General features: G+C 67.2%; 20 protein-coding genes. 12 read left to right on the top strand and 8 right to left on the bottom strand.

The features are described 5' to 3' along the window. Nucleotides 1-168: 168 nt before the first annotated feature. The 3 genes from ACPCXD_RS21965 (at nt 169) to ACPCXD_RS21955 (ending at nt 3793) form a co-directional block, all read left to right on the top strand. Entirely contained in the window at nt 169-873 is a 705-nt protein-coding gene (locus tag ACPCXD_RS21965; protein WP_016692223.1) for a universal stress protein, read from the top strand. A 428-nt stretch (nt 874-1301) separates the two neighbouring features. Then, the gene (gene nhaA, locus ACPCXD_RS21960; protein ID WP_216359316.1) at nt 1302-2528 is read left to right on the top strand and encodes a Na+/H+ antiporter NhaA; all 1227 of its coding nucleotides are present in this window, start codon (nt 1302-1304) and stop codon (nt 2526-2528) included. Continuing rightward, nucleotides 2525-3793, top strand: coding sequence for a glycosyltransferase family 87 protein (locus tag ACPCXD_RS21955; RefSeq protein ID WP_423661143.1), 1269 nt, complete (start codon nt 2525-2527; stop codon nt 3791-3793). Before nhaA ends, ACPCXD_RS21955 begins: the two co-directional genes overlap by 4 nt. Here ACPCXD_RS21955 and ACPCXD_RS21950 read toward each other — a convergent pair. Next, entirely contained in the window at nt 3766-4476 is a 711-nt protein-coding gene (locus tag ACPCXD_RS21950) for a FadR/GntR family transcriptional regulator (RefSeq protein WP_423661142.1), read from the bottom strand. The genes ACPCXD_RS21955 and ACPCXD_RS21950 overlap by 28 nt on opposite strands. Nucleotides 4477-4502: 26 nt before the next feature. After that, nucleotides 4503-6221 carry an L-lactate permease gene (locus tag ACPCXD_RS21945; protein WP_423661141.1) on the bottom strand — a complete coding sequence of 573 codons (1719 nt, stop codon included), beginning with the start codon at nt 6219-6221 and terminating at the stop codon, nt 4503-4505. A 220-nt stretch (nt 6222-6441) separates the two neighbouring features. Between ACPCXD_RS21945 and ACPCXD_RS21940 the strand changes: the two genes are divergently transcribed. The 4 genes from ACPCXD_RS21940 to ACPCXD_RS21925 are packed head-to-tail and all read left to right on the top strand — an operon-like array spanning nt 6442 to nt 9585. Next, nucleotides 6442-7206, top strand: a complete 765-nt coding sequence (locus tag ACPCXD_RS21940; RefSeq protein ID WP_423661140.1) for a (Fe-S)-binding protein — start codon at nt 6442-6444, stop codon at nt 7204-7206. Continuing rightward, the gene (locus ACPCXD_RS21935; RefSeq protein WP_423661139.1) at nt 7203-8705 is read left to right on the top strand and encodes a LutB/LldF family L-lactate oxidation iron-sulfur protein; all 1503 of its coding nucleotides are present in this window, start codon (nt 7203-7205) and stop codon (nt 8703-8705) included. Before ACPCXD_RS21940 ends, ACPCXD_RS21935 begins: the two co-directional genes overlap by 4 nt. After that, nucleotides 8702-9325 carry a LutC/YkgG family protein gene (locus ACPCXD_RS21930; RefSeq protein WP_423661138.1) on the top strand — a complete coding sequence of 208 codons (624 nt, stop codon included), beginning with the start codon at nt 8702-8704 and terminating at the stop codon, nt 9323-9325. Before ACPCXD_RS21935 ends, ACPCXD_RS21930 begins: the two co-directional genes overlap by 4 nt. Further along, nucleotides 9322-9585 (top strand): WhiB family transcriptional regulator, encoded by a 264-nt coding sequence (locus tag ACPCXD_RS21925; RefSeq protein ID WP_016691381.1) that lies wholly within the window; start codon nt 9322-9324, stop codon nt 9583-9585. The genes ACPCXD_RS21930 and ACPCXD_RS21925 overlap by 4 nt, the downstream gene beginning before the upstream one ends. Nucleotides 9586-9603: 18 nt before the next feature. On the opposite strand, the gene ACPCXD_RS21920 is transcribed toward ACPCXD_RS21925, so the two are convergent. Next, entirely contained in the window at nt 9604-9903 is a 300-nt protein-coding gene (locus ACPCXD_RS21920; protein WP_143543580.1) for an alpha/beta fold hydrolase, read from the bottom strand. A gap of 398 nt (nt 9904-10301) precedes the next feature. On the opposite strand from ACPCXD_RS21920, the gene ACPCXD_RS21915 reads away from it, so the two are divergent. The 3 genes from ACPCXD_RS21915 to ACPCXD_RS21905 all read left to right on the top strand — a co-directional run bounded on the left by ACPCXD_RS21915 (nt 10302) and on the right by ACPCXD_RS21905 (nt 14196). Next, a complete protein-coding gene (locus ACPCXD_RS21915; protein ID WP_423661137.1) occupies nt 10302-11501 on the top strand; it encodes a S8 family peptidase in 1200 nt (399 codons plus the stop codon). A gap of 134 nt (nt 11502-11635) precedes the next feature. Next, entirely contained in the window at nt 11636-11974 is a 339-nt protein-coding gene (locus ACPCXD_RS21910; RefSeq protein ID WP_423661136.1) for a hypothetical protein, read from the top strand. 47 nt (nt 11975-12021) lie between these two features. Next, nucleotides 12022-14196, top strand: a complete 2175-nt coding sequence (locus ACPCXD_RS21905; RefSeq protein ID WP_423661135.1) for an FG-GAP repeat domain-containing protein — start codon at nt 12022-12024, stop codon at nt 14194-14196. A 62-nt stretch (nt 14197-14258) separates the two neighbouring features. Here the strand turns inward: ACPCXD_RS21905 and ACPCXD_RS21900 are convergent, their stop codons facing one another. From ACPCXD_RS21900 to ACPCXD_RS21890, 3 genes are all read right to left on the bottom strand, one after another. Then, a complete protein-coding gene (locus ACPCXD_RS21900; RefSeq protein ID WP_088899197.1) occupies nt 14259-14579 on the bottom strand; it encodes a hypothetical protein in 321 nt (106 codons plus the stop codon). A 28-nt stretch (nt 14580-14607) separates the two neighbouring features. Beyond that, the gene (locus ACPCXD_RS21895; RefSeq protein ID WP_423661134.1) at nt 14608-15729 is read right to left on the bottom strand and encodes a zinc metalloprotease; all 1122 of its coding nucleotides are present in this window, start codon (nt 15727-15729) and stop codon (nt 14608-14610) included. A gap of 109 nt (nt 15730-15838) precedes the next feature. Beyond that, the gene (locus ACPCXD_RS21890) at nt 15839-16939 is read right to left on the bottom strand and encodes a VanZ family protein (RefSeq protein ID WP_423661133.1); all 1101 of its coding nucleotides are present in this window, start codon (nt 16937-16939) and stop codon (nt 15839-15841) included. A 177-nt stretch (nt 16940-17116) separates the two neighbouring features. Between ACPCXD_RS21890 and ACPCXD_RS21885 the strand changes: the two genes are divergently transcribed. Further along, nucleotides 17117-17827, top strand: coding sequence for a PadR family transcriptional regulator (locus ACPCXD_RS21885; RefSeq protein WP_088899195.1), 711 nt, complete (start codon nt 17117-17119; stop codon nt 17825-17827). Between the two features lie 77 nt (nt 17828-17904). Then, nucleotides 17905-19392: a DHA2 family efflux MFS transporter permease subunit gene (locus ACPCXD_RS21880; protein WP_088899194.1), complete on the top strand. Its 1488-nt coding sequence runs from the start codon at nt 17905-17907 to the stop codon at nt 19390-19392. A 97-nt stretch (nt 19393-19489) separates the two neighbouring features. On the opposite strand, the gene ppnP is transcribed toward ACPCXD_RS21880, so the two are convergent. Continuing rightward, nucleotides 19490-19813: a pyrimidine/purine nucleoside phosphorylase gene (gene ppnP, locus ACPCXD_RS21875; RefSeq protein WP_229568178.1), complete on the bottom strand. Its 324-nt coding sequence runs from the start codon at nt 19811-19813 to the stop codon at nt 19490-19492. Nucleotides 19814-20043: 230 nt separating this feature from the next. Next, on the bottom strand, nt 20044-20694 hold the full coding sequence (locus ACPCXD_RS21870) for a CGNR zinc finger domain-containing protein (protein ID WP_423661132.1): 651 nt from the start codon (nt 20692-20694) through the stop codon (nt 20044-20046). Nucleotides 20695-20765 lie beyond the last annotated feature (71 nt).

Raw genomic sequence — 20765 nt, 5'->3', positions numbered from 1 at the left:
GCGCAGACCTGTCGGAGCAACAGGTGAGATCGCGCGGCCGGGTCGGGTATCGTCTCCCATGGTGTGCCGGGAAGTCTGGTCGGCGGGAACAGCTTTCTTCGACGACCCGGAGGACGACATGAACGCATCGGTACACCTCTTCTCGGTGCACGCATCTGGAGGCACGCCATGAACTGGGCCGTCTTCGTCGCCTTCCTCGTCGTATGGGTGCTGTCAGGACTCGTGACCGGTCTGTGGATGGCACGGCGAGGCCACGACCCTCGCTGGACGATCATCGCCGTCATCCTCGGACCGTTGTTCGTCCCCATCGCCTTCGAGCGCATCGAGCGTGTTCCCCGGTCCGTCGAAGTGACGACGGTGGCCCGGCAGCATGCCGGAGAGGTCGACGAGGGCGGACTCCGCGTGATGGTCGGTTACGACGGATCCACCGAGGCCAAGCATGCGCTGGACGCGGCGCGACGACTGTTCGGGCCGGCCGGAGGAGTGCTCGAACTCGTCGTCGTGATCTCCTACGACGACGCCGGCGATCCCGACTCCGAACTTCTCGCCACGGTGCGACGGCGCCTCGAGCAGGCCGTCGAATCGATGGGTGATATTTCGGTGGGATATGCCGTCCTCGCCGGCCCGGCCGGTCGATGCCTGGGTTGGTTCGCCGAGGAACATCACGCCGACGTTCTCGTCGTGGGCCGCCGCGGACGAGGCATGTCCTCTCGGATGCTCGGCAGCGTCGCGGAATATCTCATCGGGCACTCGCATGTGCCTGTGCTCGTCGTCGATCCCACCGTCGTCTCGCCGGACGCGGGTGCGAACGAACCCACGGTCGCCGTTCGGGTCGCTCCCGAGGAGAATGTGACGGGCACCGCGTCGACCTGACCCGATACGGTATGGTCGATCTCGGTGCGCCGGGAAGTCTGGTCGGCAGAAGTAATTACGTCGTCGAACCGGAGGACCCGTGTCTGTACCCATCTGTCCCGTCGCCACCCGTCCCGCCCGAGCTCTGCAGCCGGCGCAGTGACCGGCACCCCCGCGAAGCACGTCCACCGCAGCGCCGAAGGTCGCATCGACCTCCTGGCTGCGTGTCGGCGTCCGACGCCGAAATCGCAGGGATGCCATAGTTTTCGGTACCCGATCCCACTCCGGGGATCGGAACGTACTGCCGCCCATGCGGATCGGGTGCATCCGCCCCGGCCGGTCCCCGTTCGCGCACCGCGTGCGGTCGAGAATTCCGAGGACCTGTGATGCCGAACATCTTCTCCGGAGTCCCCTTCCTCTCTCGCGGAACATGGCAGGACACACGCCGTGTGACGGAGATCCTCCGCAAGGAGACCGTCGGCGGTGTCCTGCTGCTCATCGGCGCCGTCATCGCATTGATCTGGGCGAACACAGGATGGTCGGATTCCTACCATGCCCTGCGGGAGACCTCGATCGGTCCGGCGTCGTGGCACCTGGACCTGTCCCTGGGCACCTGGGCGGCCGACGGACTGCTCGCCGTGTTCTTCTTCGTCGTCGGCGTCGAACTCAAACGGGAATTCGTCGAAGGCAGTCTGCGGGACCTGCGGCGTGCCGCCATGCCGGTGACCGCCGCCCTGGGCGGCATGATCGTCCCGGCCGTGATCTTCGCCGTCATCAATCTTCGTGGTGGCGCCGACGCGTTGAACGGATGGGCGGTCCCGACGGCGACCGACATCGCGTTCGCCGTAGCGATTCTCGCCGTCATCGGTAGTCATCTCCCGTCGGCGCTGCGAACGTTCCTGCTCACCCTCGCCGTGGTCGACGACCTGCTCGCCGTGACCGTGATCGCGGTCTTCTACACCGACGAGGTGAACCTGCTCTACCTGGGCGGGGCGCTGATCCCGTTGGCGCTGTTCGGCATCGCGCTCCGACGCGGCTTCGGTGCCTGGTGGCTCCTGGTGCCGTTGGCGGCAGTGACCTGGTGGCTGGTCCACGAATCCGGTGTGCACGCGACCATCGCCGGTGTACTGCTCGGCTTCGCGGTTCCCGTCGCCCGGCAGGTGGGGGACCGCACGATTCCGGTCGCCGAGCACGTCGAACACCGGCTCCGGCCGCTGTCCGCCGGTATTGCCGTGCCGGTCTTCGCCTTCTTCGCCGCCGGCGTCACCGTCGGAGGATTCACCGGCCTGGCGAACGCCCTCACCGATCCCATCTCCGCCGGGGTGATCGCCGGTCTGGTCGTCGGCAAGGTCGTCGGGATCTTCGGGGTCAGCTACCTGGTGGCGCGCTTCACCCGAGCACATCTCGACGACGAGCTGAGTTGGGTGGACGTGCTGGGTGTGTCCCTGCTCGGCGGTATCGGCTTCACGGTGTCCCTGCTCATCGGCGATCTCGCCTACGGTGCAGGAACCGTCGCGGCCGATCACGTGAAGGTCGCCGTGCTGTGCGGATCGTTGCTCAGCGCCGCTCTGGCCTCGACTGTTCTCGTGGCCCGTAACCGTGCCTACCGCACGATCAGGGCGGCCGAGCAGGTCGACGAGGACGGCGACGGGATTCCCGACGTCTATCAGCGATGATCGATACCTCGGATCGCGGTCGGGACGGTCTGCCGTGGTGGGTCCAGCCGACCGTGCGGTCACCGCAGGCCCTGCTGAAGTGCGTCTTCTGGCCGGTCGCCGTGATGCTCGTCGTCCATCGCACGGTGATCCTCGCCGTCGACGGTGCACGCACGGACGACTTCACCGGTGTCTACCGCGCAGCCGTCGCCTTCTGGAACCGTGAACCGGTCTACACAGCGACGTACGAACACGTCGACCCGCACTACCTCTACCCGCCGTCGGGTTCGCTGCTGATCGCACCGTTCGCGGCCCTCGAACACGAACTCTCACGATGGGCATTCATCGGGGTCAACGCGGCGGCCGTCCTCGTTGCCGTGTACCTGGTCGTGCGGATGTTCGGGTACACAGCGCGATCCGCGGCGCTCCCGATCGCGGTGACGGTCGCCTTCGCGTCCGAATCGGTGATCAACACCCTGGTGTTCACCAACATCAACGGTGTGGTCCTACTCGGTCAGATGGCGTTCCTGACGTTGTTGCTGGCGCGGCGGGACCTCTGGGCCGGCGCCGCGATCGGGGTGACCTTCGCTATCAAACCGATTCTCGCGCCGTTGCTGTTGCTTCCCGTGCTGCGCCGCCAGAGCAAGACTCTCCTGACCGCCGCAGCGGTGCCGGTCGGGCTCACCGCACTCGCGTGGCCGTGGGCTGCGGATCCGTGGCAGTTCGTCGAACGCACCGTTCCGTATCTGTTGCAGTCCCGCGACTACTTCAACAGTTCGATCACCGGCAACGGCACCTATTACGGTCTGCCCGAACCCCTGATCCTCGCGTTGCGCATCGGTTTCGCGTTCCTCGCCGCGGCCACGCTGTATCTGCTCCACCGCTATCACCGGCACGACGAGGTGTTCGTCGTCGTCACCGGTGCCGGTGTGCTGATGACCGCATCGTTTCTGCTCGGTTCGCTCGGGCAGATGTACTACTCGATGCTGCTGTTCCCGTTGCTCATGAGCGTGGTCCTGCCGCAGTCCGTGATGCGGAACTGGCCGGCATGGCTGGCGGTGTACGGCTTCCTCAGCGCCGACGAATGGTATTCGGGCAGATGGGTGGAGGCCGGCCGGTACGCCGAGTACATGCGCCCGACACTGGGCTGGTCGCTGCTGCTCATCGTGATATTCGCGGTGCTGGTCGATCGCCGACGATCCGCACGCGTCCCCGGACCGGTCACAGACCCTTCGGTGGACATCGCTCGGACAGGGCGTCAGAACGCGTCGGCGCCGAAACTCTGAGCGTAGTAACCACGGATGTGCTCGACGATGCGCTTGCGAGCGAGCGTGGCATCGCCGGCGCGGACCGCGTCGACGAGACCGCGGTGCTCGTGACGCAGCCGCACGCAGGTCGCGGGCCAATCGGTGTGTGGTGCGCCCGCGAGGACGTAGCTCTCGATGGAGTCGCGGAGACCGGCCATCATCGCCGCGACGACGAGGTTGCCCGCCGCGTCGGCCATTGCGACATGGAACTGGGCGTCGAGAACGAGGAACTCGGGTGCCGCCAACTCCGGATCGTCCATCGCGTCCAGCAGTTCCTCGGCCGGGGTGAGTTCCGGTGCCGGGCTCCGGTTGGCCAGCGTCTGCATCACTTCCGTCTCGAGTACCAGGCGTGTGCGGACGATGTCGGAGATCGGGAAGTTCTGCGCCGCGACCTGCAGGCGCATGAGCATAGACATCCCGCCGGTGGGTCGCGAGACGATCATCGCGCCGGCGTTCGGCCCGGACCCCGTGTGGGTGCTGAGCAGCCCGAGGGCCTCCATCACCCGCAGTGCCTCACGAACCGAAGACCGGCCGACGCCGAGTTGTGCGGCGAGCGTGCGCTCCGGGGGCAGACGCTGGCCCGGGCCGAGTTCTCCCGAGACCAGCATCTGCTCCAAGCGGTTCAGTACCTGCTCCCACGCACGACCCTCGGACGACGACATGACTTCAGAGCCTAGTCGATTCCGGATCAGGGGAGCATCCAGGACAACACCGGCGTGGACTGCAGGTAGACCAGCACACAGAGGATGACGAGCATCGCGACGCTGTAGCCGATCACCTTGCGCAACAACACCGATTCGCTGCCCGGCTGATCGACGGCGGTGGCGGCGATGGTGAGGTTCTGCGGGCTGATCAGCTTGCCGACCACACCACCGGAGGTGTTCGCCGCGACCAGCAGGGTCGGGTCGATGCCGGCGGTCTGCCCGGCGGCCTGCTGCAGGCGGGCGAACAGGGCGTTGGCGGATGTGTCCGAGCCGGTGACGGCGGTGCCGAGCCAGCCGAGGATCGGGGAGAACAGGGCGAAGATCGCGCCGGTGCCGGCGAGCCACGTGCCGATCGCGACGGTCTGGCCGGACTGGTTCATCACGTAGCTCAGGCCCAGGACGGTGGCCACCGTGGCGATGGCGAGCTTCATCCGCACGACGGTGGTGCCGAAGGTGGCCGCGGCCCTACGGACGGTCAGCGGGAACATACCGCCGCTGTCCCACCGTGCGTAGACGAGGGTGACGATCGCGCCGCTGAGCAGCAGCAGTGTTCCCGGCGACGACAGCCACGAGAAGGTGTAGACCGCGCTGCTCGACGCGGCGCCGTTGCCTGTGAGCAGATTGCCGTACAGGCCGGGCCACTCGATCTTGACGTCGGTGGCGGCGAGACGCTCCGGCAGATCGACACCGACGGTCCACAGCTTCGCAATGCCGAACACGGTGATGACCAGCAGGTACGGGAACAGGGCCATGACGACGCGCGAGGTGGTCAGCGACTCGTCGGCGACGGGACGCTGCGGAGCACGAGCGGCTCCGGGTCCCTCCGTGCCGGCCTGGACCGCGATGGTATCGGTGCGGGTGCGCGAGAGCTGGTCCTCGGGGGTCCGCGGCTTCCAGACCTGCAGCATCAGCACGGCCGCGGTGAGACCGGCGAGCGAGGCGACGACATCGGTGAGTTCGTACGAGAAGTGGCTCGAGCACCAGAACTGGGCGAGCGCGAAGGTCGTGCCGGTGACCAGTGCGATCGGCCAGGCCTGCCGGACACCGCGACGACCGTCGACGAGGAAGAGCAGCAACAACGGCACGAAGAGAGCCAGGATCGGTGTCTGACGGCCGACGACGGCGGCGATCTCGGTGGCGGGGATGTCGGTCAGGGCGCCGGCGGTGGTGATCGGGATGGCCATGGCGCCGAAGGCGACCGGTGCGGTGTTGGCGATCAGGACCGTGACCGCGGCCCGCAGGGCGGGCATGCCGAGGGTGACGAGCATGGCGCCGGTGATCGCGACGGGCGCGCCGAATCCGGCGAGTGCTTCGAGCATGCCGCCGAAGCAGAAGGCGATGAGCATCGCCTGGATCCGCATGTCGCCGTGACCGATCGAGTTGAAGATGCGCCGCAGATCCTCGAACCGGCCGCTGACGACGGTGAGTTCGTAGAACCAGATCGCAGTGATCACGATCCACATCACCGGGAAGAGCCCGAAGGTGATGCCCTGCAGAGCGGACAGGCCGGCCAGTGGCGCGGGCATGTCGAAGCCGATGATCGCGACGACGAGCGCGACGACGAGGGCGCCGAGTCCGGAATACCAGGCCTTGAGTTTGAAGCCGGCGAGCAGGACGAAGAAGGTCAGCAGCGGCGCAAGGCCCACGAGAGCCGATGCGGTGAGGCTGCCTGCGATGGCGTCAGTGGCGGGTGTGAATGTCACCGCCGATATCCGGGTTGCCACACGAAACTCCTGTGGTTGCGCCGCTGTTGGCGGCGGATCTGATTTCGACCGATGTGGTCAGACCACGTGAAAGTACACCATGGTCCGCGTCACAGTCGACCCGTGACGGAATTTGCGGTCACTGTCCGAAAATGTGCGGCGGATCTCCGGAACGTGTGGTTCAATGTGGTCAGACCACACCCCCGATGCGGAGATCTCCATGCGAATCGCCCTGTTCGCGACGTGCCTCGGCGACACGATGTTCCCGAAGGCCGTTTCGGCCACCGCCCTGCTCCTCACCCGGCTCGGGCACGACGTCGTCTTCCCCGAACGCCAGACCTGCTGCGGCCAGATGCACGTCAACACCGGCTACCAACCCGACGCGCTGCCGCTCGTCGAGAACTACGTCGACGCCTTCGACGACAGCAGCATCGACGCCGTCGTCGCCCCTTCCGGATCGTGCGTCGGATCCGTCCGTCACCAGCACGAAATCGTCGCCTCCCGTTACGGTCCCGCGTCGTTGTGCGGGCGGGTCGACACCGTCAAGGCCAAGACGTACGAGTTGTCCGAATTCCTCGTCGACGTCCTCGGAGTCACCGACGTCGGCGCCTATTTCCCGCACCGGGTGACCTATCACCCCACCTGCCACTCGTTGCGGATGCTGCGGGTGGGGGAGAAGCCGCTCCAGCTGTTGCGTGCCGTGCGCGAGATCGACCTCGTCGAACTGCCCGAGGCCGACTCGTGCTGCGGTTTCGGCGGCACCTTCGCGATCAAGAACGCCGAGACCTCCACCGCGATGCTCGCCGACAAGCTGAGCAATGTCGCCGCCACCGGCGCCGAATACTGCAGCGCCGGCGACTCGTCGTGCCTGATGCACATCGGCGGTGGCCTCACGCGCCTGCGCACCGGTACCCGCACCATCCACCTCGCCGAGATCCTCGCCTCCGTGGAACCGGCCGTCGCCCCCAAGGGAGTGCCCGCGTGACCGCACTCGGTATGCCCGTCGTCCCGCCACGAGGATCCGGAAATCTGCGCGGTATCAAGGCGTTTCCCGACGCCGCGCACCAGGAACTCGCGAACCCCCAGTTGCGGCGCAACATCGGCAAGGCCACCCACACCATCCGCGCCAAGCGACTGAACGTCACCGGGGAACTGCCCGACTGGGAACAACTGCGCGACGCCGGCGCCGCCATCAAGACCGACGTGCTCAACCGCCTCCCGGACCTGCTCACCCAGCTCGAGGAGGCGGTGACCGCGCGGGGCGGCGTGGTGCACTGGGCGGCCGACGCCGCCGAGGCCAACGCCATCGTCACCGAGCTGATCCGGAAGACGGGATCCGACGAGGTCATCAAGGTCAAATCGATGGCCACCCAGGAGATCGGGCTCAACGAGCACCTCGAGAAACGGGGGATCGCGGCCTACGAGACCGACCTCGCCGAGCTCATCGTCCAGCTCGGCCACGACAAGCCCTCGCACATCCTCGTGCCCGCCATCCACCGCAATCGCGCCGAGATCCGCGAGATCTTCCTGCGTGAGATGCCGGACGTCGACCCCGACCTCGACGACAACCCCCGCCATCTCGCCGCCGCGGCACGAAAGTTCCTGCGACACAAGTTCATGACGGTTCCGGTCGCGGTGTCGGGTGCGAACTTCGGCATCGCCGAGACCGGCACCCTCGCCGTCGTCGAATCCGAGGGCAACGGCCGCATGTGCCTGACGCTGCCGCAGACGCTCATCACCGTCATGGGCATCGAGAAGCTGCTGCCCACCTTCCGCGACCTCGAGGTGTTCCTGCAGCTGCTGCCGCGCTCGTCCACAGGCGAGCGCATGAACCCCTACACCTCGATGTGGACCGGTGTCACCCCCGGTGACGGCCCGCAGGAATTCCACCTGGTGTTGCTGGACAACGGCCGCACCGCCGCGCTCGCCGACGAGATCGGACGCGAAGCGCTGCACTGCATCCGGTGTTCGGCGTGCCTGAACGTGTGCCCGGTCTACGAGCGCACCGGGGGCCACGCCTACGGCTCGACCTATCCGGGCCCGATCGGCGCCGTCCTCAGCCCGCAATTGGCCGGGATGGACGAACCCGACGACCCCAACGCCAGCCTGCCGTTCGCGTCGAGCCTGTGTGGTGCCTGCTACGACGCCTGCCCCGTCAAGATCGACATCCCCTCACTGCTGGTGGAACTACGCCACCAGAAGGTCGAACACGCCCGCTTCGGACCCGAGGCCGCGGCGATGAAGGCCGCATCGCTGGCGATGTCGTCCTCGCGACGCTGGACGGCCGCGCAGAAGGCCGCCGGTCTCGGCCGCATCCTCGCCGGGAAGAAGGGGAAGATCACCAATCTGCCCGGTCCGCTCGCCGGCTGGACCGACGCCCGCGACATGCCGGCCCCGCCGAAACAGACCTTCCGGCAATGGTGGGCCTCCGACGAAGGACGTGCCGCACTCGCGAAGGCACGCGAGGAAGGACAGCAGCGATGAGCAGCCGCGACGCGATTCTCGGCCGGATCCGTTCGGCGCAGACTCTGGCACCGCCGACACCGGTCGAGGTACCGCGCGACTACCGTCTCGGACGCACCCTGCCGGACGCCGAGCGCCGTGAGCTGCTGGTCGACCGGCTGGTCGACTACAAGGCCCACGTCCACGAGAGCACGCCGGAGGATCTGCCCGTCGTGCTGGCGAAGATCCTCACGGATCGCGGTGTGCGCCGCGTCGGAATCCCGGAGGGCCTGGATCGGTCGTGGCTGGCGGAGTTCGGCGGCGAGGTGGTGGTCGACTTCACCGACCGCCCCGCAGCCGACCTCGGTGATCTCGACGGGGTCGTCACCGGCTCGGCCGTCACCTGCGCGGAGACGGGCACGATCTTCCTCGACGGCAGCCCCGACCAGGGGCGACGCGCGCTCACGCTCGTCCCCGACCTGCACGTGTGCGTGGTGGCGATGAGCGACGTCGAGGTGGGAGTGCCCGAAGCGCTGGCCCGGCTCGTCCCGGAGCGGCCGATCACCATGATCAGCGGACCGTCCGCGACGTCGGACATCGAACTCGAACGCGTCGAGGGCGTGCACGGCCCCCGCACCTTGGAGGTGGTGATGATCGGATGACCGTGCTGACCGAGCGTGTCCGGCCACGACTCGGATGGCAACAGCATGCCAACTGCCGGACCTCCGACGAGTACTTCTTCTTCGCCCCGGAGGGCGAGCCACCGAGCATCCGCAGGCGACGCGAGGTCGTCGCGAAACGCATCTGTGCGAACTGCCCGGTGCTGGCCGAGTGCCGCACCCACGCGATACTCAGCGGCGAACCGCACGGAGTGTGGGGTGGACTGTCGGAACACGAACGGTTGCAACGTCCGAAGCGCTGATCGCGTCCCGCGGGCCGCTCACGGAATCGAATGGGCGAACTCCTCGATCAGCGCCGCCACCCGGGCGGGATGACCGAGCTGCGGTACATGCCCCGCGGCCAGCACTTCCAGGCGCGCGTGCGGTACGAGTGCCGCGACGGCCTGCGCGTCCTTCACCGGGACCACAGGATCGTGATCACCCCAGATCATCAGCGTGGGAACTCGTAGTTGCCACTGTCCGGCCCGGCCGGTCGTCCTCGAGTTCCGGCTCCACCAGCGGTGCGACCGCAGGTACTGGCTGGTCGTGCAGCGCGGCGCGCCACCGTACGGATACCTCACCGATCCGCTGCTGGACCCGGCTCGCTACGTGTATCTCGAGTCGTCGATCCCGACACTGCTGGCGCTCGCCCACGGTCGGAGTGATTGGTCTCGTGCTGTCCGGGACGGATCCGTCACGGCCGCAGGTGATCCCGCACTGATGTCGCGTGTAGGGGAATGGTTCCGGCCGGTCCCGGAGCGGTCGCACATGCGGTGACCGGATGCGATTTCGGTGTTCCTGACATCGCTCAGCGCGGTCGGGAACACCGAAATCGAGAACGGCTACGCACCAGTGACGCGACCCGTCCCGTCGAAATGGGGTAGTCGTCTACGCAGGCGCCGGTATCGGCCGGTTCCCATACTGATCCCGCGGGGTCCTCCCGCATCTCTCGTCACCCTTCGGATCAGAGGAACCCATCATGATGACGGACGATGTCGACGGCCCCGTCGAAGCCGAGACCACGGGCCGGCAGATCATCACTTTCACCGAGGACAGCACCCATGAGGAGCGGGTGGCCGCACTCGAATCGATCGGCGGCGTGACCTCGATCGCGTCCAGCGACGAGGCGGGACCGGAAGCGGTACCCGCCGACGAACTCGAATCCGCCGACGCGACCATCTTCGAACGACTCGGGGTGGCTGTCGCCGTGGTCGACGGGTCGCAGGTCGAATCGCTCGAGGAGGTCGCGCGGCAGGATCCGGCGATCGTGGCGGTGGAACCCGAACATGTCGTCCATATCCTGGCGGCACCGCTGGCCATGGAGACACATCTGGCGGACGGCCGCAGGCACACCTGGGGTCTGCAGGCCACCCGTGCGCTCGCGTCGCAGTTCGACGGCTCCGGTGTTCGAGTGGCCGTGCTCGACACCGGATTCGACCTGAACCATCCCGACTTCGCGGGCCGGACGATCATCAGCAAATCGTTCATTGCAGGCCAGGCGGTCCAGGACGGGAACGGGCACGGCACCCACTGTGTCGGGACGTCCTGTGGACCGAGGAATCTACCGAACGCGCGGGGTTACGGCGTCGCGCCGAAAGCGGCGATCTTCGTCGGGAAGGTGCTGAGCAATCAGGGCAGTGGGTCCGACTCCACGATCCTTGCCGGGATCGAGTGGGCGTTGGCCAACGGGTGCCAGGTCGTCTCGATGTCGCTGGGCGCCAACGTTCCTCAGCCGGTGATGGCCTACGAGGCCGTCGGACAGCGCGCACTGGCCGCCGGGACACTGATCATCGCGGCCGCGGGGAACAACGCGCGTCGGCCCGCGGACCCCGGATTCGTCGGAAGTCCCGCGAACTCGCCGTCGATCATGGCGGTCGCGGCGCTGGCGTCCGACCTGAGGATGGCGGCGTTCTCGGCCAGGGCCACCGTGGTCCCGGGCGGCGCGATCGACATCGCCGCACCCGGTGTCGATGTGTACTCGTCGTGGCCGATGCCGGACCGCTACAACACGATCAGCGGCACGTCCATGGCCACGCCGCACGTGGCCGGATTGGCGGCGCTCATCGTGCAGAGCACGGCAAAGACCGGAAAGGAACTCTGGAAGACGCTGGTCGACGGGGCCGAGGTGCTGCCGTTGCCGCAGGTCGATGCGGGCGCGGGGTTGGCCATCGCGCCGTGAGCCGGCGTCCGATGCGCAGGACCTCCGTCGTCCTGGCGGTGTTGTCGGCCGTAGTCCTGGTGTCGGCGGCGGCCTGCTCGCACGACGCCACGAATCCGCAACGAGGGAGCACCTCGGAGGACGGGGAGACATCCATGGTCGAACCACCGCGAGAGCACCTGGTCGTCCTTGTTCCCGAGCGAGCCGACGCGACCCTTGCCGACGTCGAGGCCATGGCTCCGGTGACCCAGTTGCTCCGGCCCAGACTGCTCCTCGTCCTCGCGGATCCCGATGTGAGGGAGGGCATTCGAAGAATCCCCGGCGTCCTCGGCGTCTACGACACCGCCCCCGATGACGAGTCGTTCGGTCTGTCGCCCGAGGAGCAGTTGTTCGTGGACGCCTGGGTGGCCCGACACGCGCCGAAGACGCGCCCCGGCGAGGGCTCGAACTGGGACACTCCCGGATTCGAACCGCCGGACATCCCCGGCCGGTGACTCGCACCGGACCGGTTTGCACACATTTTCGACATCAGGAGCATGACATGACCGGCGACCTGAACATCACGGAACGCGTCGTACGTGCAGACGACGTACGCGCAGCCGATCCGAGCGACGAGGCACAGGAACGAACGATCCACCGCTACGGGCGGATCTCCATCCTTGCCGCTCCGGGGGAGTCCGCGGAGGAATCCGTCCCGGAGATCAGAGACATGCGGGACCTCGTCGACGACCCCACCGAGGTCGAGACACTGGGCCTCGCGGCGCAACGGTTGCGGCAATCCGCCGACTACCGGCGGGCGAAGGAGAACCGGCCCCGCGACGGTCGAGAGTGGGACATGGGGGACTGCACGTCGGTCGTGCCCGTCCCGCCCCAGGTGGCAGAGAGCGACAGCGAGCAGGAAGCGGGCCCGACGAGTTCCTATCTCGAGGGGTCGGTGGCGGTCGGCATCGTCATCGTTCAGGGACCGACTGCGGCATTGAGCTTCTCCGAGGCCGAGGTGGTGAAGGTGATCGCCGAGGTCCAGAACGGTCTGGGATGGCTCGCCACCGCAAACCCCTTGGCGGGCATCTCCTTCTCGTACGACATCCAGAACGTGAACCTGAGTGTGCAGGCGGACCCGTCCGCTGCCGACCTCGAGGCGCTCTGGCGTGATCCGGCGATGGGCGCGCTGGGCTACAGTGCCGACTGGAACGGCGTGGGTGCCTACGTCGAGGACATCCGCAGCCGTTACGGAACCCGCTGGACGTACTGCGCCTTCTTCACGAAGTATCCGCTCGGTCACTTCGCGTACGCGGGTGCGCCACGGGTCGTCATGGACTACAACAACGACGGCTGGGGCCCGGACAACATCGACCGGGTGTTCGCGCACGAGACCGGACACATCTTCGGCTGCCCGGACGAGTACGCGGACAGCAGGTGCACGTGCGGCGGTGCCTTCGGACGATACGGACTCGCCAACGGCAACTGCGAGAACTGCGCGGCCGAAGGTGGCGTCCCGTGCCTGATGAAGGGCAACACGTTCACCGTCTGCGGCGTCACTCCCGGGCACCTCGGATGGGCGCCGCAGCTCGCCGTCAACAATTTCGGGTACAACGCCGGATCGTGGCGTACCGATCGGCACCCGCGGTTCCTCGCCGACACCACGGGCAACCGCCGCGCCGACATCGTCGGATTCGGTGATGCCGGTGTCTACGTGTCGCGCTCTCAGCCCAACGGACGCTTCGAGACACCACGCCTCGTCGTCAAGGACTTCGCCTACCAGGCCGGTGGATGGCGGGTGGAGCGGCATCCGCGGTTCCTGGCGGATACGACCGGGGACGGCCGGGCGGACATCGTCGGGTTCGGCGACGCCGGGGTGTATGTCTCGCGGGCGCAGGCGGACGGGTCGTTCGGTCCGGTGACGAGGGTGGTCGCCGATTTCGGCTACGTTGCCGGTGGGTGGCGGGTGGAGCGGCATCCGCGGTTCCTGGCCGACACCACGGGTGACGGCCGGGCGGACATCGTCGGTTTCGGTGATGCCGGGGTGTACGTGTCCCGGGCGCAGGCGGATGGGTCGTTCGGGCCGGTGACCCGGGTGGTCGACGACTTCGGGTACAACGCGGGTGGCTGGCGGGTGGAGCGGCATCCGCGGTTCCTGGCCGACACCACGGGTGACGGCCGGGCGGACATCGTCGGTTTCGGTGATGCCGGGGTGTACGTGTCCCGGGCACAGGCGGACGGGACGTTCGGGCCGGTCACGCGTGTCGTCGACGACTTCGGGTACAACGCGGGTGGTTGGCGCGTGGAGCGGCATCTACGGTTCCTCGCGGACACCACCGGGGACGGCCGGGCCGACATCGTCGGATTCGGCGAGGCGGGTGTGTATGTCTCCTTGGCGCGAGCCGATGGGACGTACGGGCCGGTCACGCGCGTCGTCGACAACTTCGCCTACAGCGCCGGAGGATGGCGGATCGATCGGCACCCGCGGTTCCTGGCGGACACCACAGGTGATGGTCGCGCGGACATCGTCGGATTCGGCAATGCCGGCGTCTACGTGTCGCGCGCACTCGGCAACGGCGGGTTCGACGCACCCGGATTGATCGTCACCAACTTCGGTTACGACGCCGGTGGGTGGCGGGTCGACCAGCATCCGCGGTTCCTGGCGGACACCACAGGTGACGGTCGCGCCGACATCATCGGGTTCGGCAGCGCCGGCGTGTGGTTGCACAGATCGTGACCGTACTCGAACGAGAGGTTCCGGCCGGTGCGTCGCATCGGCCGGAACCCCTCATCTCAGGTTCATGGTTGCCCCGATTCGAACGTGAGGATCTCGTCGTCGACGGAGAGCACCGTGTGCACATGGGGATTCGGGTCCGCCTCGGGAAGGACGGTGCGGACACGACCGTCGCCCAGATCCTGCCACTGTCCGACACGCGCGCGACCACGATCGTCGGGACCGCCGTCGTATTCGACGTAGGTGCCGTCCTGCCGGAACTCGAATCCGGGTCGTCCGCGCGAGCGAGGAAACGGAAACCCGCGAGGGCGGTAGACCCTCGCGGTGTCGGTGTCCTCCTCGTAGGAATGGAACCAGGTACCGATGATCGAAGACGGGTCGCTCACAGTGCGTCCTGACGGGTCCGTGGGGTGGTCAACCGGCATGGTCCAGGATTCCGCCGATGCGGTCGAGAAGCGACCGGAGCGACGCGATCTGACGTCGCAACTCGTCCACCTCGCCGTCGAGCGACGCACGTGCTGCGGAGTCGGCTCGTGTCTCATCGTTGCCGGACGGCCCGAGTGCGACCGATTCCGTCCGGGCCGGTTCCAGCGCCCCGAGCAGGAACGACGCCCGCGGTCCTTCCAGGCACGCTCGCATGCGGAGCGCCTGCCCGGCGGTGAACATGAACATCGCCTCGTCGTCGGTGTAGTCCATGTAGTTCATGAACATGTCGCCGTGTGGACCGTTGTTGCAGGTCACCCGCGGATATCGCGGCTTGCCGAAGTTGTGGCCCGCCTGGTTCGGGGTGTCGTCGACGAAGTCGGTGCCCGAGCAGCCGTCGCCGTCGTCGCCCCAGATGTGGCGCAGGCTCAGCCAGTGGCCGATCTCGTGTGTCGCGGTGCGACCGAGATGGAAGGGAGGTCGCGCTGTGCCGGTGGTCCCGAAGCACGAGTGGGCGATGACGACACCGTCGGTTGCTGCCGGTCCGCCGGGGAACTGGGCGTAGCCGAGGATCTGCCGACCGATCGAGTCGCGGAGGTCGTCGCACAGCCAGATGTTGAGGTAGTCGTCGCTCGGCCAGGGGTCGGCGCCGCCCGTGTCGGACGACTTGATGTCGTCCTCGTCCGCCGTGAAGAACTCTTTCGTCGTCGGGGTCCTGGTGATCCCGTCGGTCGGTGCGCCGTCCGGATCGACGGTCGCGAGCCGGAATTCGACCCGGATGTCGGCGACGAGGTCCTTCCAGATCTCCGGCACCTTTGTACGGTCGGGGTTGGTGGCGCGGAAGTCCCGGTTGAGGGCGTCGATCTGGCTCCGGATCTGGTCTTCACCGATGTTCTGGGACGGCGACGCGGGATCGTGCACGACGTGAACGACGACCGGAACGGTCACGACACCTGTCGGGGCCGGTGCGCGCCGTCCTGTCCGGTAGGCGAACACCCGGTTCTCGAACATCTCGCAGCGCTGCTTGTAGCTGGGGCTCTGCAACAGCAATTTGTGGTGCACAGCCATCGTTCCGCAGACCTCGCGGGTCGACGGGGAGTCCAGGTCGGCCATGACGGATCCTTTCCTGCGCCGAAAAGTGCTTCGAACGAAGCTTCACGCTCGGGTGCTGCGGAATCATGCGTAGCGGACTACTCGAAACTCCTCCTTTCGGACGCGCCCATCACGTGCGCGTCGTCGAATCGACCTCCACCGCCGGCCGCGGGAGCGCACGGCTGTCGACGAGTTCCTGGCCGGTCAGCACGCCCGGCAGACCGCGGCCGCTGTGGGTGAACAGGGCCGTCACCACCGCGACACCTGCGAAGATCGTGACCAGGATGCTCCAATCCTCGGGAAGAAGATCGAGCAGACCGTATCCGCCGATGCCGGCGAGGAACCGCAGGAGCCGCGAGACCGCCCCGGGCATCGACCCACCCGCGTACCGGAGCCGCACGACGTGGTCACCGGGAGACCGGCCCGTGGTGAGGATGACGAGCAACCACACCGCGAGGGTGACGCTGCCGCCGATGATCGACGACACGGGGCCTTCGACGGCAGTCACGCGATCGTCGGCGAGATAGATCAGGTAGGCCCGCACCGCGACCGCCACGGTGAAGGTCGTCAACATGTAGCCGAGCCAGTCGCACAGCATCACGAGCAATCGGCGTGGGACGGTGACCGGGCGCGGTGCTCCCGGGGCGACATCAGCGGATGGATCCGACAATCCGCGCGGAACCGCACGTGCCAACAGTGAACCCAGCGCCGCGCCGACCGTGTTGGTGAGCAGATCGTCGACGTCGAACACCCGATACGCGCAGTCGTACGCACCCCACATGCCGGTCAGTTGGGTGAGTTCGACGAACAGCGACGTCGCGAACCCGGCCGCGATCGCCACGAGGATTCCGCGGCCCCCGAGCGCGCGGACGAAGAATCCGAGCGGAACGAACAGCAGCACGTTCAGCGCCAGTTGCAGGACCGCCGTGTCGCGGAGGAATGCGGTGGGACTGCCGGTGTTCGACCACGCACCCCGCAGGTCGTCGACGAGGGCGAGCGGATCGGTGTTGGTCCCGGCGCACACCAGCATCTGCGGGTCGGGGAGTGGCAGCAGGGTGTACGCCCACAGCGCCCAGAAGTAGACGAGAGCCGCGACGAACAGTGCCAGCCGTCCGAGTGAGAGGCGGCCGCGGCGTCGATAGCTCACCGCGACGAACGGCACGAACAGCACCGCACCGACGAGTAGGCCGGCGAAGATTGCGATGACTCCGAGTTCGACGCGACTGTCCACGAGGGGAGTCTGCCACCCGGACGCGCCGATTCCGGGGACGCTCGAACGTGCCGATGTCGAGCGACCCGACCTGCTTGTCCGTCCGCTATTCCACGCCGTATATTCGGCGCCGACTATTCGAAGCGAACCAGTCGCAGAATCGCAACGCCTCCCGACGATCGAAGGAAATCGAGACCGGTGTCCGATCAGCCCCGCATCCCCGTCCTGACGCCTATGGCGGTCGCGGTACTCGGGCTGCTCGAGGAACGGCCGATGCATCCCTACGAGATGCACCAGCTTCTGCTCAGGCGCCGCGAGGACAACCTGATCAAGCTCCGGCCGAGCTCGCTGTACCACACCGTTTCCCGCCTCGCGGAAAGCGGACTGATCCGGCAGGAAGGCACCGAACGCGCAGGCAACAGGCCCGAGCGCACCACCTACAGCATCACCGCGGCCGGCGCCGCGGCCGTGCGGGCCCGCCTCGCCGAGGTCATCCGTCGCCCGGTGCGGGAGTATCCGATCTTTCCCCTCGGCCTCGCCGAATCGCACAACCTTCCGGCTGACGAGGTCGTCGCCCTCCTCGGCGAACGCATCGACCGGCTCGAGGAAGAGCTCGTCGAATTCGACGCGATCCGCACGTGGGCCGCGGACAACGGCGTGCCGCGTCGCTACTGGGTGGCCGTCGACTTCCTCCGGGACAGGACCGCCCACGAAGCGGACTGGTTGCGCGGACTGATCGAGGAGATCCGCGACGGCTCCCTGGTGTGGCAGAGCTTCGACGCCGCGGATCGACAAATTCCGGACCCGCCCCACGATCTCGGCCGCGACTGGGGTGCGGCGCTGACGGACGAGACTCTTGCCGAACTGCGGAGGAGCGGTGCGGGAAGTAGTGCTCCCGGGCGGCCGTAGTCCATCGACCGAACCGGGACACCTTGACCCAATAGATCGCCGGTCGTGCTCGACCGGTACGAACAGGAACGAAATCGATGAAAACCGAACGTAATCCGTGGTGGGGCCTGTCGGCCCTGGTGGTCGGGTTCTTCATGATCCTGCTGGATCTGACCATCGTCGCGGTGGCAAACCCGGCGATCATGGCCGACCTGCAGGCCGACATCAATCAGGTCGTCTGGGTGACCAGCGCCTATCTGCTCACCTATGCGGTGCCTCTGCTGTTCACCGGTCGTCTCGGCGACCGGTTCGGACCCAAGCACGTCTATCTCGCGGGCCTGGTGGTGTTCACCGCGGCATCGCTGTGGTGCGCGACCTCCGGCACCATCGAGATGCTCATCGCCGCCCGCGCCGTCCAGGGACTCGGCGCGGCGCTGATGACGCCGCAGACGATGGCGATCATCACCCGCACCTTCGCGCCCGACAAGCGCGGCGCGGCCATGGGTCTGTGGGGCGCGGTCGCCGGTCTGGCCTCGCTGCTCGGGCCCCTCGTCGGCGGTGTGCTGGTCGACTGGCAGGGCTGGAACTGGATCTTCTACATCAACGTCCCGGTCGGCATCATCGCCTTCGTGCTGGCGGCATGGCTGGTGCCCAGCCTCGAGACCCAACCGCACAAGTTCGACGTCGTCGGCGTGATCCTCAGCGGCGTCGGACTGTTCCTGCTGGTCTTCGGAATCCAGGAAGGTTCCAGCCGCGACTGGGACGTCTGGACCTGGACGATGATCGTCGCGGGTATCGCGGTGATGGTGCTGTTCGTGTTCAACCAGGCGCGCAACAAGGGCGAACCTTTGGTGCCCCTGGCCCTGTTCCGCGACCGGAACTTCTCGATGTCGAACATCGCGATCTCGTCGATGGGCGCAGCCATGACGGCCCTGATGGTTCCGGCCTACTTCTATCTCGAGACGGTCCGCGGATTCTCACCCACGAAAGCCGCCCTGATCTTCGCCCCGATGGCGATCGTCACCGGTCTCACCGCACCGCTCATCGGCAAGTTCTCCGACCGGATGCCGCCCCGGGTGCTGCCTACCGTCGGCTTCACGCTCTTCTCCGCGACGATCTTCGGGTTCGCGGTGCTCATGACGCCGGACAGCCCCATCGTGCTGTTCCTGCTCATCGCCGGTATCGCCGGCCTGTCCAATTCGTGCATCTGGGCGCCGCTGGCCTCCACCGCAACGCACAACCTGCCGATCCACCAGGCGGGCGCCGGTGCCGGCATCTACAACACCACCCGCCAGGTCGGTTCGGTGCTGGGCAGCGCCGCGATCGGTGCTCTGATCTCGTCGCGGATGGCCGCCCAAGGATTGGGTGAGGTGCAGGCCGGTGAGGGCGGCGGAGCCGCGATGGGAGCCGGTCTCCCGGAGCAGATCGCCGAGAAGTTCAGCACCGCGCTGAGCCAGTCGATGCTCCTGCCCGCCTCGGTTCTGATCATCGGGATCGTGGCGTCGGCGATGTTCGTCGGCCACGCCTCGTCGCAGCGGAAGGCGCAGGCCGGCACTTCGGCCGACCGCGCAGAGGTCACCGGCTGAGTCGGGTTCGTATGTAGTGGCCCGGTCGCCGCGAACGGAAGAACGCTCCCACCGAGCAGGACTCGGTGGGAGCGTTCTCGTTCGCTCGGGAGTGTGGTCAGCCGTAGTGGCAGACGTAGCTGACGGCTTCGGTGACCTCGATGTCGAACGACGAGTCGCCGGGCACCGAGAAGGAGTCGCCTGCACCGTAGGAGGTCCAGTCCTCACTGCCGGCCAACCGGACGCGGCACGCGCCGCTGTGCAGCTCCATGACCTCGGGAGCAGCGGTGCCGAAGTTCAGGGTCGCGGGCAGGATCACGCCGGCCGACTTACGGGTTCCATCCGCGAGATGGAAGTTGTGGCTGACGCACTTGCCGTCGAAGTAGACGTTGGCACGCGGGTCGAGCGTCACGTTGGTGTAGGTCGAAGTCGGCTCACTCATGAGCTGGAGCGTAGCGAGGCGGGTGCAGGTCGCCGGTCGCCGGGGTGGGTGTGCGCCCGTCCGTCGCGAGGTGTATCTCGGACGACCTTCACCGAGTCGACGATGTCGAGGTCCTCGAGTTGGTCTCGGTGCAGGAGGAACTGGTGCGGATCGGAGCCGAGCTCGCCGACCGCTACACCCGCTGACCGCAGATGGCGTTCGACGGGAGGCTCACAATGCACAAGTGAGGCTCACAACCCGGAGGGTCGACCACCAGGGTTGTGAGCCTCGCTTTTCGGTTGTGTGCCTTCTGCGGGATGCGATTTCCGGCGCGTCCTCGCGGCGCGAGCGACACGTGCGCGATTGCCGCACACGTCACTGCACCAGTGCTGACGTGCGTTGAGTCGGGTGAAGTACAGCACGCACCGTGGTGCCTCGCACTTGCACAGCAAGGTTGCCGCGTGACCGGTTACCGCTGTGATTGCGGATACGGCGATCTCGGCGATCAATTCCTCGAACAGGTCGTGGGAGTCCGTGGTCCAGCGGACGTGGAGGCGATCGTCACCGACAACGATGCCGGGAGTGATGCGTGTGCGATCGAGCACCGAGCGCAGGTGGGCCGCTGCCTGGGCCGGATCACCGTCGAGCGTGTCGCGGTAGACGGAGCCGAGCGTGTCGCGGAGTTGTCGGAGTTGCGCGAGCTGGTCCTCGGTCGGTGTGAAAGGTGATCGAGGGAAGCTGATCTCTTCATTCAGTGTCTGCATCCACGCGTGGGCCCGGTCGGGCGAGTCGAACAGGTCGGTGACGCCGCGACCGTCGTAGTAGCGGCTGCTCAGGAAATTGGTGGACGGTGGTTCGAGCGGCCGGACCAGGACGCCGTTCTCGATGTACTGCGTCCGCATGGTCGGTCCTCTCCCGATCGGGTTCTGCGTGCATTCGTGCTTGCGATGTACTTCAATCTACCCCTAGAGTC

Source organism: Rhodococcus sp. AB351 (assembly GCF_049538275.1).
GTDB lineage: Bacteria > Actinomycetota > Actinomycetes > Mycobacteriales > Mycobacteriaceae > Rhodococcus.
The sequence above is the reverse complement of the archived record's forward strand: the minus strand, read 5'-3'. Positions and strand labels throughout refer to the sequence as shown.

Bases quoted from the DNA above. Each gene is read 5' to 3' on its own strand.
- ACPCXD_RS21910 (WP_423661136.1), top strand. From the start codon at position 11,636: ATGGTCGAACCACCGCGAGAGCACCTGGTCGTCCTTGTTCCCGAGCGA.
- ACPCXD_RS21940 (WP_423661140.1), top strand. From the start codon at position 6,442: ATGCGAATCGCCCTGTTCGCGACGTGCCTCGGCGACACGATGTTCCCG.
- ACPCXD_RS21955 (WP_423661143.1), top strand. From the start codon at position 2,525: ATGATCGATACCTCGGATCGCGGTCGGGACGGTCTGCCGTGGTGGGTC.
- ACPCXD_RS21905 (WP_423661135.1), top strand. From the start codon at position 12,022: ATGACCGGCGACCTGAACATCACGGAACGCGTCGTACGTGCAGACGAC.
- ACPCXD_RS21925 (WP_016691381.1), top strand. From the start codon at position 9,322: ATGACCGTGCTGACCGAGCGTGTCCGGCCACGACTCGGATGGCAACAG.
- ACPCXD_RS21880 (WP_088899194.1), top strand. From the start codon at position 17,905: ATGAAAACCGAACGTAATCCGTGGTGGGGCCTGTCGGCCCTGGTGGTC.
- ACPCXD_RS21930 (WP_423661138.1), top strand. From the start codon at position 8,702: ATGAGCAGCCGCGACGCGATTCTCGGCCGGATCCGTTCGGCGCAGACT.
- ACPCXD_RS21915 (WP_423661137.1), top strand. From the start codon at position 10,302: ATGATGACGGACGATGTCGACGGCCCCGTCGAAGCCGAGACCACGGGC.
- ACPCXD_RS21950 (WP_423661142.1), bottom strand. From the start codon at position 4,476: ATGTCGTCGTCCGAGGGTCGTGCGTGGGAGCAGGTACTGAACCGCTTG.
- ACPCXD_RS21870 (WP_423661132.1), bottom strand. From the start codon at position 20,694: ATGCGGACGCAGTACATCGAGAACGGCGTCCTGGTCCGGCCGCTCGAA.
- ppnP (WP_229568178.1), bottom strand. From the start codon at position 19,813: ATGAGTGAGCCGACTTCGACCTACACCAACGTGACGCTCGACCCGCGT.
- ACPCXD_RS21895 (WP_423661134.1), bottom strand. From the start codon at position 15,729: ATGGCCGACCTGGACTCCCCGTCGACCCGCGAGGTCTGCGGAACGATG.
- ACPCXD_RS21965 (WP_016692223.1), top strand. From the start codon at position 169: ATGAACTGGGCCGTCTTCGTCGCCTTCCTCGTCGTATGGGTGCTGTCA.